Source organism: Rhodococcus sp. IEGM1428 (assembly GCF_050321865.1).
Classification (GTDB): Bacteria; Actinomycetota; Actinomycetes; order Mycobacteriales; family Mycobacteriaceae; genus Rhodococcoides.
Genome location: NZ_JBNQFW010000001.1, coordinates 749,313 through 768,519 on the forward strand (window position 1 = coordinate 749,313; position 19,207 = coordinate 768,519).

A 19,207-nucleotide genomic window follows, 5' to 3' on the forward strand; every position below is an offset into this window, starting at 1 on the left:
GAAGTCATTGGATCGTCTGTCGGCAGATGCGCCACTGGCCCTCTTCTCGACCGAAATCGAACGCCAGGATCTCGCCGTCCCCTTCTTCTGTGCTCGGCTCACCGTCGACCGTCGCCTTCAGGCGGATTCTGGTGCTGGCCTTGTCCCCGTAGATCGATGTACCGATGAATTCGGCAGCCGTCAGTTCGAGGTCGCCCGTCGAGGAGGCCGGGGCGGGGGAGGGTGTCGTGCTCGCCCGCTTCTCCCTGTTCGCTGCGCACCAGAACGAGGTCATCGCTGCATCGTCGTGGTCGGCCACGGCATCGAGGTAGTCGTTGGTCACCGATTCGAGTGCCGCGGTGTCGTCTTGCCCGCTCGCCGTGCTGGGCACCGGGTCGGTCGAATCCCACGGTGCGAGTACCACTGCGGCAATAACGGCACCGGCCACGGCGACCGTGCCCGCTGCCGCGGCCACCAGCCGCCCACGACCGCGCGCAGGTGGTGCAGGAGAGATCGGCAGATCGGGCCCACCACCGACGACGGGTGCCGGTTGGGTGCTCGGCGCACCGGAAAAGGCGTGGGATCCCGCCACCGGTGCGGCGCCGAGCCGGTCGGGTAGTGCGAGCAACGCTCCTTGAGCCACCACCGTTTTCGGATCGTCGAGCGTCGCGATCGGGTGACCGAGGGAGTGGAGGGCACGGTGTACCAGAGGTATTCGGGACGATCCCCCGGTGAGGTAGAGCGCGTGCACCGCACTGCCCGTCAGTGCATGTGCCTCCGCGAGGGTGGCGTGCGTCAGAGCGACCGCACGTTCGATCTCGTTCGCGATGATCGTCTCGAACTCTCCGCGCTCGAGAGTCAGTATGTGCTGGCGATCGGTTCGACTGTCGCCGATGGCGATGGTGGCCGACTCGGTGGACGACAGCAGCTCTTTTGCGCGGCGGATGGAGTCGTCAAGGGTTCGGAGCGTGTGCAGTGCCGCGTCCGTGCGGAGGAAGCGCGACAATTCCGGATTCTCGTCGTCGAGTCGACGATCGACCCACCGGCGAACGGACGCATCGAGGTTCTTGCCACCCAAACCGTTGTCGCCGCGGGCGGCGACGACGTCGAAGGTGCCGCGAGCAGTGGCAGACAAGACGGCGACATCGACGGTTCCACCGCCGAAGTCGAACACGGCGATCGACGTACCCGGCTCGAGATACTCACTGCGACTGTAGAAATGGGCCGCCGCTCGCGGCTCCGACAGTGTGGACACCGAACCCGGGCCGTAGCCGGCCCGGTTCGCCGCTTCTTCCAGTACCGCGACTTCGCGAGGAGACCACGCCTCTGGGTGGGTCAGGATCAAGCCCGCTGGAGGTTGTCCCCGACGGTACGTAGTTGCCCGATCGATCACCGACCGCAGAACGGCGGCGATCGGAACCGCGATCGGCAGATCGAGGCCTGCAGCTCGAACGCTGCCCTGCGCGACCAGTCTCTTGGGGGAGGCGATGAAGGAAGCCGGGGCCGTCTGCGCCCTGTTGAGCGCTACATCGCCTACGTCGATTCGATCCGGACCGTCGACGAACACCGATGAGGGCATCAGGTTTCCCTGGTGGGTCAGCGCCACCGCCTCGACCCCGGAGCGTCGTGTAGAGCGTTGGGCCGCAGCGGTGTTCGATGTGCCGAAGTCGATCGACAGAGTCCAACTCGGAGTGGGTTCGGGGTGTGTCGGGTCGTTCATGCCGTGCTCCGAATCGTGGTGTAGAGACGTAGCAGTTCTCCCAGAGCAGCATCCTCGGCGGCGGTTCCGGCCGAGATCGAGCGCCCTGCTGCCCAATCGATTCGCTCGCTGGCCACGGCCACGACCTGTGCGCGCTGGGCGTGGACGTCCAGTCCGAGGCGCTCGGAGTTGTTCCGTCCGGTGAGCACCCGCATCAACTCGCCCACCACCGGTGAGGAGTCGTCGGCGAGAAGCATGCCGCGCAGTGCTTGGAACAGCAGTACCGGCTGCAGGGCCGGATCGCGTCGAACGGTGTCGGTGATCGCCCTGATCCGGTCTCTGAAGCTGTGCGTGAACGCCAGTGAATCCAGTTCGTTGAGAACACGACTCGCTCTGTGCAGGGTGGCGAAGTCACGGAGCGCGGTGTGCAGGACGCCTCTGAGCGGGTCCACCCCCGACCTGGCGATCAGCCACTGGCTCAGTGCATACGCACCCCCGGCCGCAGCGGCTCGTCCACCGACCATGCCGTACTCACCGATCAGGTCGAGTAGTCGATCCCTGGTCGGTGGATCGAGCGGAGCGGGGTCGTCGGATTCCAACAGGTCGAACAGTTCCAGCGGATTCAGGTGCGCCACGCGCTGTAGAGCGCGAGCATCCGATTCGGTGACACGACCGGTATGGGACGTCTCGGCCAGCAGTCCGGAAATCGGAATCACGGTCGCGACCGAGGAGGCCAACATGGCCGCCAACGTCACCGAGTGAGCCCTGGCATGCTCGATGGGATCGATGCGGCCGAGAGCTCCTTCTCCGAAACCGTCGGCTCGGGACAGAACACCCAGTGTGTTCAGTGGCGTGAACCCCAACTGCTGCAAGAACTTCATCTCGTCGGCGCGCGGGGTCGAGTCGAAGAGGAAGATCGCGGCGTCGGCATCGACACTGGCGTTGCGGGTCTGCTCGTAACCGTCGATGAGCGCCCGATGTGTGGCCTTTTCGTTCTCCACTGTCAGAGTTGCCAGACCCGGTGTGTCGATGAGCGTGATGTCGGACAACGCTTCCGACGGTAGGTACCGATGCACGTAGGCGACATCGGCGGCAGGAATTCCCAGGTCCGCCCGATATCCCTGCCTCAGTTCCACTGCCCGACGCTGGCCGTCCGGGGTCACGACGTCTGCGCGCGAGGGCATTCCGTTCTCGTACACGGTGACCACGTTGGTGGCTTCGAGCGCCGCGGTCTCCGCGATCGGTGCACCGATGAGCGCATTGACCAAGGTCGACTTGCCTGCCTTGAGTCGGCCCACCACCACAATTCGCGGCGGACCCCACAGGATGGCTCCTATCCGGTTGGCCTCGTGCACCAGATCCGGTGCCAGCGCGGCAAGTCCGTGCAGCCCACGGTCCAGTACGGAGCGCATCTCGATGTTGCGTGCGGCCAGCGGTGTTGCGGAAGGTTGCTGCACGTTCACCTAGGCACCTGCCGACGCTGGTCCGTACACCGATACCTCGGTGTACCGAATGATGCCGCCGGGACCGGCCCACCCCGGCCGGACTGCCTCGGCGATCGTGCCCACCCGATCGGGAGTCGGCGCAGCGACGCTGTGCACGGCCTTCTGCGAGCTCGAATCGAACAGTGTTCCTGGCTGCGCGTCCAACCGGACGACACCCACCCGATGCAGCTCCTCGGAAATGCGATCGGTTGCCGATACCCCGTCACCCAGGTCGTGCACACCGATGAGCGCATCGACCAGTCGGCGGTCCGGTGATCCGTCGGAAGCAGGCGAATCATGATGGGGGAGTGCATGATCGAGTGCAGGGTCGTGGGGTGCCTGTCGGCGGTCGGGGCCGGCGGCCCTCGAGTGAGCGAACCAGCCGACGAGAGCTCCGAGTAGCAGCGCGGCGGCGATCAGCGCCGAGGCGGTCGACATGTTCACGAGTTCGTCTCGCTTTCGGTGGCGTCGGGGATGGGCGAGACAGGGGATGCCGATTCCGAGCTACGACCGGCCGACCGAACGAGCGCATTGTCGACCTCGGACATCGTGGCAGTGACGACTCTGAGGTTGTTGGACAGGCGCTTGAGGGTGGCGTCTCGTCCGGCGGCATCGAGACGGGCAGCGTCCTTGGCGTCGGACATCTGCTGTTGCACAGTATCGATGGAGGTTCGGATGTAGTCGCGGTAGCGTACGACAATCTCCGGCCGGCCCAGTGCGAGCGCGGCCTCCAGCATGCGTGCGGTGCTGGCTTTGGCGCTTCCGGTCGTCTCTCGCAGCCAGTTCAACAGGTTCTGTTTGCCGGTACGCATCGCTTTGTATCCGAGATTGACGCCGATCCAGACCACTCCGGCCACCGCTCCGACCCCGATGAGTGCACCGAGCATCGAGGTGCCGATCATGCCCATCGACAAGATGCTGGGATCGAGCAGGCCTTGACGCTTGCTCGCAACTTCACCCGTGGTGAGTGATTCACCGGACATGGATTCGGCGATGTTGTGCTCGATCTGCTCCCAGATTCTGGGTGACTCGAACAACGGTTCTGCGACACGGCGCAATTCGTCGAGGAACAGGCGAACGGTGCCGGTCATGGCCGCTAAAAGGTCGGCCTCGATCTCGGCGGTGAACACCTGTGGGTTCTTCCGCAGTACTTCCATGCCGGACTTGTTGATTCGTGTCGTCCACTTCGTTCGGACGCGATCGAGTTCACCGTCCAGATGTGTCAGCGCCCGTTGGCGGGCCAGCGTGAGGTCGCGCCCGAGCCACTGCTCCCACTGCGCACTGGTGTCCTTGAGCTCCTGCAGTCGGTCTCGCTGAGCGGTCAACTCGGGCAGAGCATTCGCGCCCTGTTCGGTGATACCGATATCCGCGGTGATCTTGGCGTGGACCTTGCGTAGACCTTCGAGCGCAGTACGCAGGCCGTCTCGGACACCACGTTCGGTGCCGTCGCCCAACCCGGCCGCGATCATCTGCCGAAGCTCGACGATTCCCGAAGATTTTTCGCCGCGCCGTCGCGCCTGATCGTCGACCATTTCCTGCGCCACGAGCGCGCGGACACTGGACACTCCGATTACGGGAACCGAACGCCGAAGGTGCTTGTGGAGCAGGCGCTTGTTCTCGTCGGCCACCGTTCGCCAGCGGCGTAGGTTCTTGTCGGTCTTGCTGACGACGACGATGACGGAGTCGACCGTCGAGGCCACGTCCCGAACGAAGTCCATCTCGGGTGCGGTGAGCGTGGTGCTGGCATCGCTGACCACGACCAGAACGCTGGCCTGCTGCGCCGACTGAACGGACAGCTGGGCGGCGAGCGAATCCAAGCCCCCCGAGCCCGGCGTGTCGACGACGACAACATCTCCCATCGGTGAGTTCGCGACCGGAACGAGCGCGCGGGTGGGAAGCGACTGAGTTGCCGGATCACGCACGTGCGAACCGTTCACGGTCACCCACTCGGGTAGCTCCTCGATGCTCACCCGACGAGTGCCACCGGGAAACACCAGTTCGGCCGTCCCGGGGCCGCGGTCGGGTTCGCTGGGGACGAAGACCAGCGACGCTGACGTGGTCGCTTCGACTCCGACCGGCGAGACACGGCTCGACACGAGAGCATTCACCAGCGAGCTCTTGCCGCGTTTGATCTCACCGACCACGACGACGCTCTGTCTCCGATCGACCGTGGCGGACTTCTCCTCGGCCAGCGCGGCCGTGGCCTCGAATCCGTACATCCTCAAAATCTTGGTGGCCCCGGCGAGTGTCTTCGCGGTGGCAGCATCCGAGCCGGCACCCGTGCGGCGCTCCGGCAACGACGGTGTAGCGGTCTCGGACACGTATCGGCGCTCCGTTCTTTTCTCTTGCGGGCGTGTGCGGTTGTCGTTCGGCGAAACGACCGACGCGCATTCGACGCTCGGGCCGGCGGTTTTGTTCCCGGGCAACTCGAGATTGCCCAGCGGGAACAATGACACGATTCCTGGCGTCGGATCGCCGACTTCGATTCTCTCGAGAAGGGCATACCATGCGTTCGATGTGGACACGATCGGTACTGGCAACGCTGACGGTAGCGACGCTGGTGACGGGTTGCTCCTCCGGTGGCGACGGCCCGTCGAACGCGTCGGGACAGGCGATCAGCGAGGCCGCTGCCCCCGGGGAGATCGACCCGGGGAACTTTCGCACGACACCTCAGGCACCGTTCGGCACGGTCAGTGACGAGACACAGGGGCGGGTGATCGAGGGCCAACGGCTCGCAGAATTCGTCGTCCTGCCCAGCGAAGTCGATCCCCGCCTGTTGGACAACTTCAGCGGCACTACCGGAGCGTTCGCCGGAGCGAACTCCGTTCGTGGAGTCCCGTACACCGACGGTCAGGTCGATGTGCTGGCTCGCGAGAACATGATGTTGGGATTCGCCTCCAATGCCAGTTACCGAGCTGACGAGCCAGGGGTGGATCCGGGTACCCGAAATGCGCTGTATCTCATGGTCATGCGGTTTCCGGACGCGGAGTCCGCTCGGCGTGCCGCGCAGGGGTTGCTCGAGCAGTCCTACCTCCCGACCGAGTACAGCCCGGCGGCGGTGGCCACTCCCATCGACGTTCTGCCCGATACCCTCGTCTCCTCCAAGCCCACCGCACTGGGCGGTGTGTCGAGCGATTCGTTCACCGCGCGAGGTGACTACGTGATCTCGGTCGACGCCTCTGCGCCCGAAGGCCAGCAGGATTGGGTCGCGCGCTCGATCGCGACGGCCGTCGACCGCCAGGGGACGCTTCTGGACCGGTTTTCGTCTACCCCGTCGGACCGGTTCACCGAACTGCCGATCGACGAGGACGGAGTACTGGTGCTGACTCTCGAACAGGACGCGGACAATGCGAACCGCGACCGGCGCGCGGTGTACGGCGCCCGTGGCGCAGCGCACACCTCGACCGATTCGACCAAAACGCTCGAGGAGTTCGAGAAGTCGAACAGCGATCGGATGGCCACCGACGGAACCAACGTCTACCGATCCGCTGACGCGTCCGGGGCCGCCGTCATGTACGACATGTTGAAACAGGAATACCTCGACATGGGATTCGAGCCCTCGGCCGGGTCTCCCGGCGTACCCGACTCCAGCTGCCTGTCCAAGGACACGACCGTCGGGGTGCAGACGGCATGTCTGATACACAAGGATCGCTATACCGCCGAGCTGTCCACGCTCGAGGACGAAACGAAGGCCCATCGGATGACGGCGGCTCAGTATCTGGTTCTCGACACTGCGACCGGGTCCTGACCGCGGGGCTGCAGTAACTCGGAACGGCAGCGACGAAGAACGGCCCCAGTCTGTCGATCCGGGGCCGTTCGTCGCGGTCGAGAGTGTGACCGTGTCGCTACTGCGGGTCGACGCGGCACACCTTCCATGTTCCGTTCTCCCTCAGGTAGTCCAGGCCGAGGATGGTTCCATCGCCGCCGCCCAGGCTGGGGGCACCGTCGACGGTGGCACCGACCACCACTCGTGCGGTGGCGTGATCGGGCCCGTAGAAGTTCTGTGTCAACTTCTCGGCGACCACCATGTCGGTTCCGTCCGGGAACGGGGTGGGCTGCGGTGCCTTCTCGGCCCGTTCGATCGCCTGGGCGCACCGCACCGGAGCCAACCCGTCGGGTCCGCCGTTCGAGCCCAGGATGCTCAGGTACTGCGAGGTGAGTGCATCGATGTCCTGCGCATCCCTGTCCTGATCGACCACGGCCGCGGGTGCGGCGTCGGTGTCGGTGTCCTCGGGATCGGAGAGACCGGGAATCACGATCGCGGCCGCCACCGCAGCGACCGCGACGACACCGATCGACGCTCCGACGATCAGTGCACGCTTCTTGCCGCGTCCTGCGCCTGGTTCCGGGTCGGCCGGGTTCGGTGATGCAGGTGAATAGTGTCCGTAGTCCGTCATCGTGTTCTCCCAATCGTCATGTGTATCGAAGAATCGTGCTGTGCTCGGTAGCCGATGCGTCCGGACTGCGGAGACTGTGCAACACCGAACGATGCAGCGATCGGACGTCGACCGATCGCTGTTTGTTCCCGTGACCGGCGATCGAATCGTGGGGTCGTCGCGGCGGGAACATTGTGGCGCGACGCCGCGTCTGATGTCCGACGCAGCGAAAGGACAGCTATGAGAAGACGATTGGGACCCGGTGTGATTGCGGCAGCAGCAGCCCTGGCGCTGGTGGCGGGGTGTGGATCGGACACCGATGGATCGACTCCCGACACAGGTGCCGCAGAGGCCACTGCCTCCGGCGAGAATACCGACAGCGGGGTGACGGCAGCGGAGGGTGAGCTCGATCCCGGTGAGAACAGGACGTGGCCTCGGGCGGAATACGCACAGGTTCGGGACGAAACACAGGGCTACATGATCGAGGCGCAACGCCTGGCGGAGTATGTTGCCCTGCCCTCGGCCATCGACTCCGCCCTGGGCAAGAATTCGACGCTCGGAGTCCTGAAAGGTCCCGAGGCCACCGACCTGATCCTGCCGCAGGAAGCCGTTCCTATCCTCACCGATGCCGGCATGCTGTCCGGATTCTCCACCGGTGGATCCTCCGATACTGCGCCCGATTCGGCAGCCGATCCCGTCGGCCGCGCGACGAGCGCCAACGTGCTGAACATCTCGGTGCTCAGATTTCCCGACGAGGCTGCCGCAGCCGACGCAGCCCGCGACGTACACGAGGTGTTGATCACCGAGGGCGCACCCGATCAGTACACCGGGACCCCCCGACCGGCCGACACCGAGACTGCCATCGATGTCCTTCCGGAGACCTTGGCGTCGTCCAACACCCAGAACGACGCCTTGTCGGTCAACACCCTGACCGCGCGTGGGGATTTCGTCATCTACGTCAACGGGTACTCGGGTTCGGGCGACGAACAGTGGGCCGCCCGAACCATCGCCCGTGCAGTCGACGAGCAGGGAACGCTGCTCGACCAGTTCCCGGCCACGCCGATCGGACAGTTCGATTCGTTGCCCATCGACGTCGACAAGGTCCTGATTCTCACGCTTCCGGCCGAGGAGCGCTCGGTCAACCAGCTCAGTGTGTACGGGGCACGCGGTCTCAAACACTTCACCGTCAGCGGCGACCTCGATGCGGTATTGGACGAGACCGGCACCGATCGCGTTGCGATCGACGATTCGATGGTCTACCGCAGCGCGGACGCAGAAGGTGCGGAAAAGCTCTACCAGGCCATGAACGACGGCGATCTCGAAGACGGAGTCTACGAGCAATCCGCTCCCGCCCCCGGTGTTCCGGGATCGTCGTGCATTTCCAAGGAATCGACGACGGAGACGACCATCCGGTGCCGAGTGCACGTCGGTCGCTACACCGCGATGGTCGACACCAAGGACGACGAACTGGCGGCACACCAACGGATCACCGCTCAATACATGATTCTCGACGCTGTCGCCTGACATCGGTGTGCGCGGACCTCGTGACAGGGAGGCGAGGTTCCGCGCACCACGGGAATGCGTACCTGGACGCGCGGACGCGTAACCTGAACCCTCGTGCTTGTACTTGCCGTCGACACCTCGACCCCCGCCGTCACCGCAGGTGTGGTGCGCCTGACGGAGGCCGCCGGTGTTTCGGTCGAAACCCTCGCCTCGCGAGTTCGGGTGGACGCGCGGTCGCACGCGGAGGTCCTGACGCCCAATATTCTCGAGTGCCTCACGGAGGCCCACATCACCGCGGCCGATCTCGATGCCGTCGTCGTCGGCGTCGGGCCCGGCCCCTACACCGGGTTGCGGGTGGGAATGGCGACGGCAGCGGCGTTCGGTGACGCGCTCGGGCTGCCGGTGTACGGGGTCTGCGGCCTCGACGCCATCGCGGCCGAGGTTGCCGAACCAGGGTCCCTGCTGGTGGTGACCGATGCGCGGCGTCGCGAAATCTATTGGGCCCGGTACGAAGCGGGGGCGCGCACAGCGGGACCCGACGTTCTGGCACCCGCTGAACTCGACCGTCTCGGGGTCGACGCGGTCGCGGGCTCCGGTCCGCATGCCGCGCTGCTCGACCTTCCGATTCGCGATGTGCAGGCACCGTCACCGGCCGGTTTGATCCAGGTCGCGGCGGCCGATATCGCGAGTGGAGTTGTCCCGGGTCCGCTCGTTCCGCTGTATCTGCGCCGCCCCGATGCCAAGACACTCGACGAGCGCGCCGCGGCGAAGGCCCGGCAATGACGGTATCGATCGAGCCCATGACCGTGCAGGACGCTCCTCGGTGCGCGTACCTCGAGACCGTCCTCTTCGAGGGCGACGACCCGTGGTCCGAGGATGCATTCGTCGCGGAACTGGCTGCGCCCCACAATCATTACGTCACGGCGCGCGAGGGCAGCGAGGTGGTCGGCTACGCAGGCATCGCCCTACTGGGGCAACCGAGCCGCGGTGCGTTCGTGGTCGGTGAGTCCGAGGTGCACACGATCGGCGTCGATCCTGCTCATCACCGCAGAGGGATCGGCGGACGACTGCTCGGCGAATTGCTTCGAGCGGCCGACGAGCACGGTGGACCGGTCTTTCTCGAGGTCCGCACCGACAACGAGCCTGCCATCGAGTTGTACCGACGCGAGGGGTTCGAGATCGTGGGTACCAGGGCCGAGTACTACCAGCCGAGCGGAGCCGACGCCTTCACCATGCGTCGGCCGGAACGAACCGAAGGATCAGCCCGATGATCGTCATGGGTATCGAAAGTTCTTGCGACGAAACGGGAGTCGGGATCGTCCGGTGGAACGCCGGACAGTGCGAGCTGCTGGCGGACGAGGTGGCATCGAGCGTCGACGAGCACGCCCGTTACGGCGGAGTGGTGCCCGAGGTGGCGTCCCGGGCACACCTCGAAGCCATCGTGCCGACCATGCGGCGAGCTCTGGCAGCGGCCGACATCGATCGTCCCGACGCCGTCGCGGTGACGATCGGGCCGGGATTGGCCGGGGCGCTGTTGGTCGGGGTCGCTGCTGCCAAGGCGTACGCCGCAGCGTGGGGCGTGCCCTTCTATGCGGTGAACCACCTCGGTGGGCACGTCGCGGTCGACACGCTCGAACACGGTCCGATGCCGTCGTGTGTTGCGCTGCTGGTCTCCGGTGGGCACACTCATCTGCTGCACGTCGACGATCTGTCTCGGCCGATCGCCGAGCTCGGAACGACGGTCGACGACGCCGCCGGAGAAGCCTTCGACAAGGTCGCGCGACTACTCGGATTGGGCTACCCGGGCGGGCCTGCTCTCGATGCTGCTGCGCGCGAGGGTGATCCGTCCGCGATCGCGTTTCCCCGGGGAATGACCGGCCCCCGCGATGCCCGGTACGACTTCTCGTTCTCGGGAGTCAAGACCGCGGTCGCTCGATTCGTCGAGGCCAGGCAACGCGCAGGCGATCCTGTTCCGGTAGCTGACATCGCCGCATCGTTTCAGGAGTCCGTCGCCGATGTGTTGACGATGAAGGCGGTTCGTGCGGCAACCGACGTCGATGTCGACACGATCGTCCTCGGCGGGGGTGCCACGGCCAACTCGCGTATCCGGTCGTTGATCGAAAGTCGTTGTGCCGAGCAGGGTTTGACACTGCGAATACCGAAGCCGCGGCTGTGCACCGACAACGGTGTCATGATTGCAGCCCTGGGTGCACATCTCGTCGCCGGCGGCGCTGCGCCGTCTGCACTCACCGCAGTGACCGATCCCGGTCTGTCGGTTGCGACCAGTCAGGTACCCGGCTGAACGTCGGGAACGGGCTCGGAGATTCGCGGCGCAGCCGTCTCCTGTGATGTGCGGGGTTCGACGCTCTGGCCGGACACCGCAGGCGGTGGCGACCACACGGTGGGCGGAGGCGTCAGTTCGGGAGTGGGATCGGAGCCGCGGACGACCGTCGTCGGAACCGCGATCGATTCGGTCGGTTCCACACCGCTGGATTCCACACGGCTGGGTTCCACACCGCTCTGTGGCACGGCCTCGGCCGAGGGTTGCGGTGTCGATCCGGGGCTGAGCTCGGTGGGGCCGGACGGCGTTGTCGTACCGGGGGTCTCGCCCCCATCGGGGTCGGTGGGCTCGACAGGTGCAGTGGTGGTCGGTGCGGGCGTCGTGGGCTCGGGGGTGACCGGTGTCGGCGGCACGACGGTGACGCCGGTGCCTGCTCCGGGTGACGACGACTCCGGCGGCGGACCGACCGGCCATTCGATGCGCGGGAGGTCCGGAGCAGGTCGCAGCGTCGGCGTGGTGGTCGGTGCCGTGGACGTGGTGAGCCCGGACGACGAATCCGTCGACTCCACCGTGGTTGCTGCGGGCCCGACGGGATCTCCCGAGCTGCGGGCGGAGGTCGACGTGTCACCGGGCGAGTAACCTTCGGCCACGGGTCGTCCCGAGTCGCCGGAGCCGGCCACGGGGTTCGTCGCGCTGCCGGCAGGGGACACACTCGGGTCGTCTGCCGGGGTCATCGTCTGTAGGCCGTAGGCGAGCACCAGTCCGCCCGCGACGACGGCGGCAGCTATCGCTCCCGAGTAGCGACTCATCCGGCCTGCGGTTCGGCGTGCAGCCGAGACCAGTGGGTAGTCGGTGTCGGTCACCGATGCGGCGACCGCGGCCGCTCCCACGGCGAGCACGGCGTCGGGCTCGGGGAGGCGAATGACGCGGGCATGGAACATGTCGGTGATGGACGAGGCCAGCAGCGGGATGTGGGCACCGCCGCCGATGAGCACAATGGCCTCGGGTTCGTGGGTGCTCTCGTCGAACACTCTGCGGACGAACAGGGCTGCTTCGCGCAGGAGCGGCGATGCAGCGGTCTCGAATTCACTGCGGCCGACGGTCAGCGGTACCCCGCTGTAGCGCTCGATCCGTACTTCGTCCTCGCAGGAGAGCTGTTCCTTGATCGATCGGTACCGTGCCGATCCGATTCCGCGGTCGTCGCGAATGTCGTCGCGGAGGTTGTCACGGGTCATGTCCTGGACGAGATTCTTGACGAGAGCGTCGAGTGCGTTGCCGCTGACGACGTCCGATCGGCCGTGCGCCGATACCGTTCCAGCCGTTCGGTCGGTGACGGTGACCGACAGGCCCGACGCGCCGAGATCGACCAGAGCGATCGTGTCGTAGCCGTCGATCAGGCCGGTGGTCGCCAGGTGCGCAACTGCCGCCGCGGATTCGGGCACGAGCCGAACGTCGCGGGTGGTGTGCGCCAACGCTCCGCGAATTGCCGCGGCGTGCTCTTCGGTGCGGTAGGTGACGGCGATGGCGTCGGGTGATCGATGTCCGGGAACCATCGATGCCATGAGCTCGATCGCCGAGGTGACGAGCTCACCCATATCGGTGTTCGCCTGGCGATCGGCCGATACCGTCCGATACTCGACCGTGCGACTGCCGTCGAAGTCGACAGTGACGAGGGCTGCGCACACGACCTCGGATCCGGTGGACACTCCCACTCCTACCCGCATGGTGCACCTCCCGCCCCTGTTTGCCTGTCCGGTTCGACTGCCTTGTGCCTCATGTCGCGACACAGCTGTCGATCGTTATCGTTCGGACAGCCCCGTTATCGTAACGTTACTTCCGGTGTTTATGCGAGCGTTATATTCCGTGCGGTCGGTTATCGGGATGCTTCTCGGGGTGGTTCACCAGGCCTTTCGGTGGACGAGGGCGCAGCCGGAAAAACGCGGAAATCGGTAGCGGCATCGGCGTTTCGGGGCCCGATTTTCTGCGATTTCCGATTGCTGGGGTCCGAGAAACTGCGCGTCGTCAGTAGCGGACGACCGTCCATGCCCGCGTCGACTCGAATCTGGCGAACCCAGCCCTTGAGTGCTGGCACTCTCGTGTATAGAGTGCTAGTTGGCATCGAGCGAAGTCCCGGCACCCGCGACGACGGGAACGAGTTCGAGCCGTTTGTCAGGACCGCACGAGAAGTACTTACACACAGCTGTCCGGGGATCCGACCCCGGACGCGTACCCCATAACTTTGGAGGGCTCAACGTGGCGAGCGTGAAAATCAAGCCGCTCGAGGACAAGATCCTCGTCCAGGCCAACGAGGCCGAGACGACGACCGCCTCCGGTCTGGTCATCCCCGACACAGCCAAGGAGAAGCCTCAGGAAGGCACCGTCGTCGCCGTTGGCGAAGGCCGTGTCACCGAAAAGGGCAACCGCATCCCGGTCGACGTCAAAGAAGGTGACACCGTCATCTACAGCAAGTACGGCGGCACCGAGATCAAGTACGCCGGCGAGGAGTACCTGATTCTGTCGGCACGCGACGTGCTGGCAGTCATCGCCAAGTAGGCCACAACGCATCCCGCCCCGGAAGCCGATCTCGTGTCGGTGCCGGGGCGGTGTGCGTTCGATCGAGTTTCTTTACTCGAAGGAGTAACACCGAAACATGGCAAAGCAAATCCAATTCAACGAGGAAGCGCGCCGGTCACTCGAGCGCGGCGTCGACAAGCTTGCCGACGCAGTCAAGGTCACTCTCGGACCTCGCGGACGCCACGTCGTGCTGTCCAAGGCATTCGGCGGACCGACCGTCACCAACGACGGTGTGTCGATCGCTCGTGAGATCGACCTGGAAGATCCGTTCGAGAACTTGGGCGCGCAGCTGGTCAAGAGTGTCGCCACCAAGACCAACGACGTCGCAGGCGACGGAACCACCACAGCGACGGTTCTCGCGCAGGCTCTCGTGCGCGGCGGACTGAAGAACATCGCCGCCGGTGCGAACCCGATCGCACTCGGCGTCGGGATCTCCAAGGCTGCCGACAAGGTTGCCGAGGCGCTGCTCGCCGCCGCTACTCCGGTCGAGGGCAAGCAGGCCATCGCTCAGGTGGCCACCGTGTCCTCGCGTGACCCCGAGATCGGCGAACTGGTCGGTGAGGCGCTCACCCGCGTCGGTGCCGACGGCGTGGTCACCGTCGAAGAGTCTTCGACATTGCTCACGGAACTCTCGGTCACCGAGGGCGTGCAGTTCGACAAGGGCTACCTCTCGCCGTACTTCGTGACCGACGTCGACACGCAGGAAGCCGTACTCGAAGACGCGTACGTCTTGCTCTACCGCGAGAAGATCACCTCGCTTCCGGACTTCCTTCCCCTGCTGGAGAAGGTGGCCGAGAGCGGCAAGCCGTTGCTCATCCTCGCCGAGGACACCGAGGGCGAAGTTCTCTCGACGCTCGTCGTGAACTCGATCCGCAAGACCATCAAGGCCGTTGCCGTGAAGGCACCGTTCTTCGGTGATCGTCGCAAGGCATTCCTGGACGACCTCGCCGTCGTGACTGCCGGACAGGTCATCACTGCCGATGTCGGTCTGAGCCTGAAGGAGGCCGGCCTCGAGCTCCTCGGGCGCGCTCGTCGTGTCGTGGTCACCAAGGACGACACGACCATCGTCGACGGTGCGGGTTCCCAGGAAGACATCGATGCTCGCGTCGGCCAGTTGCGTCGTGAAATCGAGAACACCGAGTCCGAGTGGGATCGCGAGAAGCTCGAAGAGCGTCTGGCGAAGCTCTCGGGCGGCATCGCCGTCATCAAGGTCGGCGCAGCCACCGAGACCGAGCTCAAGGAACGCAAGTTCCGCGTCGACGACGCAGTGGCAGCAGCCAAGGCGGCCGTCGAAGAGGGCATCGTTCCCGGCGGTGGCTCCGCTCTGACGCAGGCAGCGTTGTCGCTGGCCGATGATCTGGGCCTGACCGGCGACGAAGCGACCGGAGTCGCCGTGGTGCGCACTGCGCTCAACGCGCCGCTGTTCTGGATCGCCACCAACGCCGGCATCGACGGTTCCGTCGTGGTCAGCAAGGTTGCCGAGCTGCCGAAGGGACACGGATTCAATGCCGCGACCCTGACGTACGGTGACCTGCTGGCAGACGGCGTCGTCGATCCGGTGAAGGTGACTCGTTCCGCTGTGGTCAATGCTGCGTCGGTTGCTCGGATGATCCTGACGACCGAGAGCTCGATCGTGGAGAAGCCGGAAGAGGCCGCTGAGCCTGCTGCCGGGCACGGTCACGCTCACTGACGTTCGGTAGAACTACCACGAAGCCCCCAACCCGTATCGGGTTGGGGGCTTCGGCATGTGTGCGTGAGGGTCGCGTCGACTAGACCGCGATACGGCGACGGTTGTGCCGGGCGTGCAGTTCTCGCTCGGTTTCGGACATTCCGCCCCAGATGCCGTACGGCTCACTGACGTTGAGAGCGTGCGTGCGGCACTGCGCGAGGACGGGGCAGCTGCGGCACATTTCCTTGGCGCGCATCTCGCGCTGTGCCCGTGCGCGGCCTCGCTCGCCGTCCGGGTGGAAGAACATGGACGAGTCGACCCCACGGCACAGGCCGTGCATCTGCCAATCCCAAATGTCGGCGTTCGGCCCAGGGAGGTGATTCGGCTGCGGCATGAAAACTCCTAGGGTGGTGTGGCTTCTCGGATTCGTGATCCGAATGCCGACAACGTTATGTGGGTCGACGAAATCCAGTCAATAGTTCTTCGTCGTGGGCAAATGCATAGTTATGGTGCCAAGAATTAACACGGGCGATATTTACTTGGACCTCACCACGTGCGTGCCGCTCCTGTTGAAGAATCCGCGAACACGGGAGACGATAGGGAGAGGACGGCTCGGTATCCGTCCCGTCGACGCTGGGGATCAGTGGCCGAAACTGCGGCGTCGTGCGGGCGATTCCTCCTGGCGTTCGTCCATGTTCTCGCTGTTCAGGGTCCTGTGAAGGCTCCAGGGGTTCGTTCGGTGCAGGCTGGTCGGCTCGGTCGGAACTGCACTGCACTCGGCGTGCGGTGTCGGCCTCTGGAACTGCGTGTTCAGGGCCGAGCCTCCGGGCAACGACCGCCGAGGTTTCTCGGCACGGTTCACCGTTTCGGTGCGGCGCTTAACCTATTCGCTACACAGCGTTCAGATTGCCGTTTCCTGAACGGTCTTATTTACATTGTTAATTCCTTGAAAACTGCAATTCGTGCACGGAATGAAGAGCCCGCATCCGGTGCTGAGATCGAGTACGAATTCTCGCCACACCGAGTGGTTCTCGGCGCAGCACAAAGGCCCTACCCTTGCGTCGTGCCACCAGAGCAGATCTCGCGGTCAGCCGTGACGCCCTCCGACCTCCTCGACGTCGCTTTCGGTCCGGATCCCGGCCGATTTCCGCTCCCCGCGGCGACCGGTCCCCGCGAGAGCTGGTACCGCAGCGTGGCGTTGGCCGGGCAAGGTCGATACGTCGCGGCGGACGTCGAGCTGCGGCGGTACAGACCGGACAGCCTGGAACTCGAGTCGCTGCACGCGTCGACCAGAGCGTCATGGCTGCGTCAACTGGGTAGGCACGAGCGGGCACGCCGCTTCGACGGCAGAGCGGTGTTTCTCGTCGGTCTCGTAGGACCTCCGCGATCGAGGGACTCTGCCGAAGCCCGCAGCGATGCATTGATCGGCCTCGCCGCCGATGCGCTCGGCACGGGGCGGTTCGGATTGGCGCAGACCCTGCTCGCGCGCAGCGAGAAGCATCGGCAGGGGCCGAACGGCGATCAGCTGTGGCGTCCGGCTCTGCGAGCTGCGTGGGTATCTGCCGAACTGGCGATGGTGCGCGGCGACGGCCCGACAGCCGTCCGACACGCCGAATCCGCGCGAGCTCTCGCCAACGATGCCGATTCGTTACGCCACAGCATCAAGACGGACCTGATCCTGGCGGCCGCGCTGAGTTGCGTAGGGCAGACCGGCCGCGCGCATGATTCGGCGGTCCAGGTGGCCAGCGCTGCGGCGATGCACGGCCTGCTGCCGTTGCGCTGGGCCGCGACGATGCTGTGCGAAGGAACCGGAACAGTCGACGCAGGGATGGTGACCTCTGTCGATCTCGCGTCAGCGATCGATCGTCGGGGTGGTTCGTCGATCGACTGACCAGGACCGCGGTCGAAGACGGACCGCGTGGTTCGGTTGGTTCGGGGTGGTGTCGCTATCCTTGGTCACGTTCCACACCACGTGGAAGCGCTCCCAGGCGGGTGCGTACCTGTAACGCGGGGAAAATTGTCGACGATGAACACAGCGGGTGAGGAGTTGGACTCTTTCGTCGTTGCCGCAGCGCAAGGCGATCGACTGGCTCTGTCCCGGGTCTTGGAGTTCATCCGACCACTCGTCGTCCGGTACTGCCGGGCACGAGTCGGATCGGCTGAACGCGGTCAGCTATCGGCCGACGATGTGGCGCAGGAGGTCTGTTTGGCAGTCATGACCGCCTTGCCGCGTTACCAGGACCAAGGTCGTCCGTTCATGGCATTCGTGTACGGCATCGCGGCTCACAAGGTCGCCGACGCCCATCGCAGCGCCTCGCGTAACAAATCGGACCCGGCCGCCGAAGTACCAGATGTCGTGTCGATGGAACACGGACCGGAGCAACGCGCTCTCGAATCCGAGTCGAGTCGACAGATGACTGCACTGTTGGACACCTTGCCCGCCAAGCACCGCGAAATTCTGGTGCTCCGACTCATCGTCGGACTGTCGGCCGAGGAAACAGCAGCCGCCGTCGGCAGCACTGCAGGCGCTATCCGCGTGGCTCAGCACCGAGCTATCGCAAAACTGAAGAACGAAGTTGTGAGAGCAGGTGAAATGTATGGCTAGGGACAATGGTCACGGTGGCTCCGGTGAGACCCCGCGTCGCGGAATCTCGCGAATCGGTGAGCACGTGAACCCCACTGGACCGGAGCAGAACGATCCCTATGCCGACATCGGCGCAGACGGTGGTCCCGTGGACCTCGTCGCCGTACGTCGTGATGATGCGTTCATCGACGCGATCAGTGGTGACGGACCGATTGCTACCGATGACGCAGACGAGTATCAACTCGCCCTTCTACTCGCCAATTGGCGAGCAGACGTGGTGTCGCCGGCAATGCCCGTCGGCCCCTCCCTCGACCTGGTCGTGGCCTCGGTGGAACGCGAGAAGCTCGCCGCCGACATGGCGCGGAGGAGCTCGGCGAATCGTGGTGGACGGATGCGTTTGCTGCGTCCCATCGCCGGTGCCGCCGCAGCGATCGCCGTGGTGATGGGTGGCCTTGTGGTCATCTCCTACAACTCGACGCCGGACGATCCGCTGTGGAGCGTCAAGTCCGTCGTCTTCTCCGAGCAAGCGGATTCGACTGTGGCGCAGATCGATACCACGTCCAAGCTGCAGGAGGCCGAAACCCTGCTGTCGTCGGGTGATGCCGATGCCGCTCGGGCTCTGCTCGACGGTGCATCGAACCGCACCTCTGCTGTGCTCGACGATTCCCAGCGCGCCGAGCTGGACCAGTGGCTGGCGCGTCTGCTTCAGGAGTTGCAGGCACTTACCCTGCCCGCGCCGGTACCACCTGCGCCCGTGCCGGCCGTGCCCGCTCCCGTGCCCAGCCCCGACCCCGTCGCCCCGCAGGCTCCGGTGGATGCGGTCACTCCGGACACCAGCGCGGTTCCGGTCACACCGAGCCCGGCAACATCGACGCCCGTGGTGCCGCCTACCACGACGAGTCCGAGTCCGACAACGACCGACGTCGCACCGACGGTCCTTCCCGACCCGAATCAACCGACGGCTACCGCCGGTGGCAGTTCGTCGGAGAACCGCGATCGTATGTCGGTTCCGTCCGGCGGAAGCTGAGCGGAAACCGGACGGCACCATCCGTCCCCGG

Annotated in this window: 17 protein-coding genes; 10 read left to right on the top strand and 7 right to left on the bottom strand. The window is 65.3% G+C overall.

The window, feature by feature from the left end; genetic code table 11:
• Window positions 1–4 precede the first annotated feature (4 nt).
• From ACQR3T_RS03455 to ACQR3T_RS03470, 4 genes are read right to left on the bottom strand one after another with little or no spacing between them, the layout of a single operon-like run.
• A complete protein-coding gene (locus ACQR3T_RS03455; RefSeq protein ID WP_052070113.1) occupies window positions 5–1,699 on the bottom strand; it encodes an Hsp70 family protein in 1,695 nt (564 codons plus the stop codon).
• On the bottom strand, window positions 1,696–3,141 hold the full coding sequence (locus tag ACQR3T_RS03460; protein WP_428692536.1) for a dynamin family protein: 1,446 nt from the start codon (window positions 3,139–3,141) through the stop codon (window positions 1,696–1,698). Before ACQR3T_RS03460 ends, ACQR3T_RS03455 begins: the two co-directional genes overlap by 4 nt.
• Window positions 3,142–3,606, bottom strand: coding sequence for a hypothetical protein (locus ACQR3T_RS03465; RefSeq protein ID WP_428692537.1), 465 nt, complete (start codon window positions 3,604–3,606; stop codon window positions 3,142–3,144). It lies immediately after the preceding gene.
• Window positions 3,603–5,483 carry a dynamin family protein gene (locus ACQR3T_RS03470; protein ID WP_428692538.1) on the bottom strand — a complete coding sequence of 627 codons (1,881 nt, stop codon included), beginning with the start codon at window positions 5,481–5,483 and terminating at the stop codon, window positions 3,603–3,605. The genes ACQR3T_RS03465 and ACQR3T_RS03470 overlap by 4 nt, the downstream gene beginning before the upstream one ends.
• 194 nt (window positions 5,484–5,677) lie before the next feature.
• Between ACQR3T_RS03470 and ACQR3T_RS03475 the strand changes: the two genes are divergently transcribed.
• Window positions 5,678–6,910, top strand: a complete 1,233-nt coding sequence (locus tag ACQR3T_RS03475; RefSeq protein WP_155293028.1) for a DUF7373 family lipoprotein — start codon at window positions 5,678–5,680, stop codon at window positions 6,908–6,910.
• A 97-nt stretch (window positions 6,911–7,007) separates the two neighbouring features.
• Here the strand turns inward: ACQR3T_RS03475 and ACQR3T_RS03480 are convergent, their stop codons facing one another.
• Window positions 7,008–7,559, bottom strand: a complete 552-nt coding sequence (locus ACQR3T_RS03480) for a hypothetical protein (RefSeq protein WP_032376732.1) — start codon at window positions 7,557–7,559, stop codon at window positions 7,008–7,010.
• 219 nt (window positions 7,560–7,778) lie between these two features.
• On the opposite strand from ACQR3T_RS03480, the gene ACQR3T_RS03485 reads away from it, so the two are divergent.
• The 4 genes from ACQR3T_RS03485 (at window position 7,779) to tsaD (ending at window position 11,343) form a co-directional block, all read left to right on the top strand.
• On the top strand, window positions 7,779–9,062 hold the full coding sequence (locus ACQR3T_RS03485; RefSeq protein WP_155293029.1) for a DUF7373 family lipoprotein: 1,284 nt from the start codon (window positions 7,779–7,781) through the stop codon (window positions 9,060–9,062).
• Window positions 9,063–9,155: 93 nt separating this feature from the next.
• Window positions 9,156–9,824 carry a tRNA (adenosine(37)-N6)-threonylcarbamoyltransferase complex dimerization subunit type 1 TsaB gene (gene tsaB / locus ACQR3T_RS03490; protein ID WP_032376734.1) on the top strand — a complete coding sequence of 223 codons (669 nt, stop codon included), beginning with the start codon at window positions 9,156–9,158 and terminating at the stop codon, window positions 9,822–9,824.
• Window positions 9,821–10,312, top strand: coding sequence for a ribosomal protein S18-alanine N-acetyltransferase (rimI, locus tag ACQR3T_RS03495; RefSeq protein ID WP_032376735.1), 492 nt, complete (start codon window positions 9,821–9,823; stop codon window positions 10,310–10,312). Before tsaB ends, rimI begins: the two co-directional genes overlap by 4 nt.
• Complete coding sequence (tsaD, locus tag ACQR3T_RS03500) at window positions 10,309–11,343, top strand: tRNA (adenosine(37)-N6)-threonylcarbamoyltransferase complex transferase subunit TsaD (RefSeq protein WP_032376736.1); 1,035 nt, start codon at window positions 10,309–10,311, stop codon at window positions 11,341–11,343. Before rimI ends, tsaD begins: the two co-directional genes overlap by 4 nt.
• Here the strand turns inward: tsaD and ACQR3T_RS03505 are convergent.
• Complete coding sequence (locus ACQR3T_RS03505; protein WP_428692539.1) at window positions 11,328–13,046, bottom strand: Hsp70 family protein; 1,719 nt, start codon at window positions 13,044–13,046, stop codon at window positions 11,328–11,330. The genes tsaD and ACQR3T_RS03505 overlap by 16 nt on opposite strands.
• Before the next feature lie 529 nt (window positions 13,047–13,575).
• Between ACQR3T_RS03505 and groES the strand changes: the two genes are divergently transcribed.
• Window positions 13,576–13,875 (top strand): co-chaperone GroES, encoded by a 300-nt coding sequence (gene groES / locus ACQR3T_RS03510; RefSeq protein ID WP_008718149.1) that lies wholly within the window; start codon window positions 13,576–13,578, stop codon window positions 13,873–13,875.
• Window positions 13,876–13,972: 97 nt separating this feature from the next.
• Window positions 13,973–15,586 carry a chaperonin GroEL gene (groL, locus tag ACQR3T_RS03515; RefSeq protein ID WP_032376738.1) on the top strand — a complete coding sequence of 538 codons (1,614 nt, stop codon included), beginning with the start codon at window positions 13,973–13,975 and terminating at the stop codon, window positions 15,584–15,586.
• A 79-nt stretch (window positions 15,587–15,665) separates the two neighbouring features.
• Here groL and ACQR3T_RS03520 read toward each other — a convergent pair whose 3' ends face one another.
• Window positions 15,666–15,959 carry a WhiB family transcriptional regulator gene (locus ACQR3T_RS03520; protein ID WP_027496361.1) on the bottom strand — a complete coding sequence of 98 codons (294 nt, stop codon included), beginning with the start codon at window positions 15,957–15,959 and terminating at the stop codon, window positions 15,666–15,668.
• 669 nt (window positions 15,960–16,628) lie between these two features.
• Here ACQR3T_RS03520 and ACQR3T_RS03525 point away from each other — a divergent pair.
• The 3 genes from ACQR3T_RS03525 to ACQR3T_RS03535 all read left to right on the top strand — a co-directional run bounded on the left by ACQR3T_RS03525 (window position 16,629) and on the right by ACQR3T_RS03535 (window position 19,176).
• Window positions 16,629–17,456, top strand: a complete 828-nt coding sequence (locus ACQR3T_RS03525) for a hypothetical protein (protein ID WP_428692540.1) — start codon at window positions 16,629–16,631, stop codon at window positions 17,454–17,456.
• 135 nt (window positions 17,457–17,591) lie between these two features.
• Window positions 17,592–18,170, top strand: a complete 579-nt coding sequence (locus ACQR3T_RS03530; protein WP_032376740.1) for a sigma-70 family RNA polymerase sigma factor — start codon at window positions 17,592–17,594, stop codon at window positions 18,168–18,170.
• Window positions 18,163–19,176 (top strand): anti-sigma-D factor RsdA, encoded by a 1,014-nt coding sequence (locus tag ACQR3T_RS03535; RefSeq protein WP_428692541.1) that lies wholly within the window; start codon window positions 18,163–18,165, stop codon window positions 19,174–19,176. Before ACQR3T_RS03530 ends, ACQR3T_RS03535 begins: the two co-directional genes overlap by 8 nt.
• The last annotated feature ends 31 nt before the right edge of the window (window positions 19,177–19,207 follow it).